1 pseudogene is annotated in these 575 nt (G+C 66.6%); it reads right to left on the bottom strand.

The window, feature by feature from the left end:
- Positions 1-502 (bottom strand): annotated as a pseudogene (locus D1641_RS19040) (hypothetical protein); the annotation flags it as partial.
- Positions 503-575 lie beyond the last annotated feature (73 nt).

Genomic DNA, 575 nt, shown 5'->3' with positions numbered 1-575 from the left:
CCTTGGGGGGCGCGTCGGGCTTCTTGTCCTTACTGTCCTTGGCGGGGGTATCGCCGGTGGCCTTGGGGGCGGGCACAGCCTTGGGCGGCTCGGCAGGCTTCTTGCCCTCGCCGTCCTTGGCGGGGGTGGTGCCGGTGGCCTTGGGGGCGGGCACAGCCTTGGGCGGCTCGGCGGGCTCCTGGCCCTTGCCGTCCTTGGCGGGGGTGGTGCCGGTGGCCTTGGGGTCAGGCGCACCCTTGGGCGGCTCGGTGGGCTTCTGGTCCTTGCCATCCTTGGCAGGAGTGGTGCCGGTGGCTTTGGGGTCGGGTGCGGCCTTGGGCGGCTCGGCGGGCTTCTTGCCCTCGTCAGCCTTGGCGGGGGTGGTGCTGGTGGCCTTGGGGTCGGGTGCGGCCTTGGGCGGCTCGGTGGGCTTCTTATCCTCGGTGGGCCCAGCAGGGGGCGGTTCGCCGGGGACAGGAGCGCGGAACGACCCAATCAGTGGGTTTTCCTTTTTGTTTGCCATAATGTATTCCTCCTCATTTCAGATTATGTCGAAAAATGCGTCTCAACTTGAGACGCATTTTCAACCGATATTA

It is taken from the genome of Colidextribacter sp. OB.20 (assembly GCF_009911595.1).
Lineage (GTDB): Bacteria > Bacillota > Clostridia > Oscillospirales > Oscillospiraceae > Lawsonibacter.
Note: the sequence above shows the minus strand (reverse complement) of the source record. Positions and strands in the feature narration are given on the sequence as shown.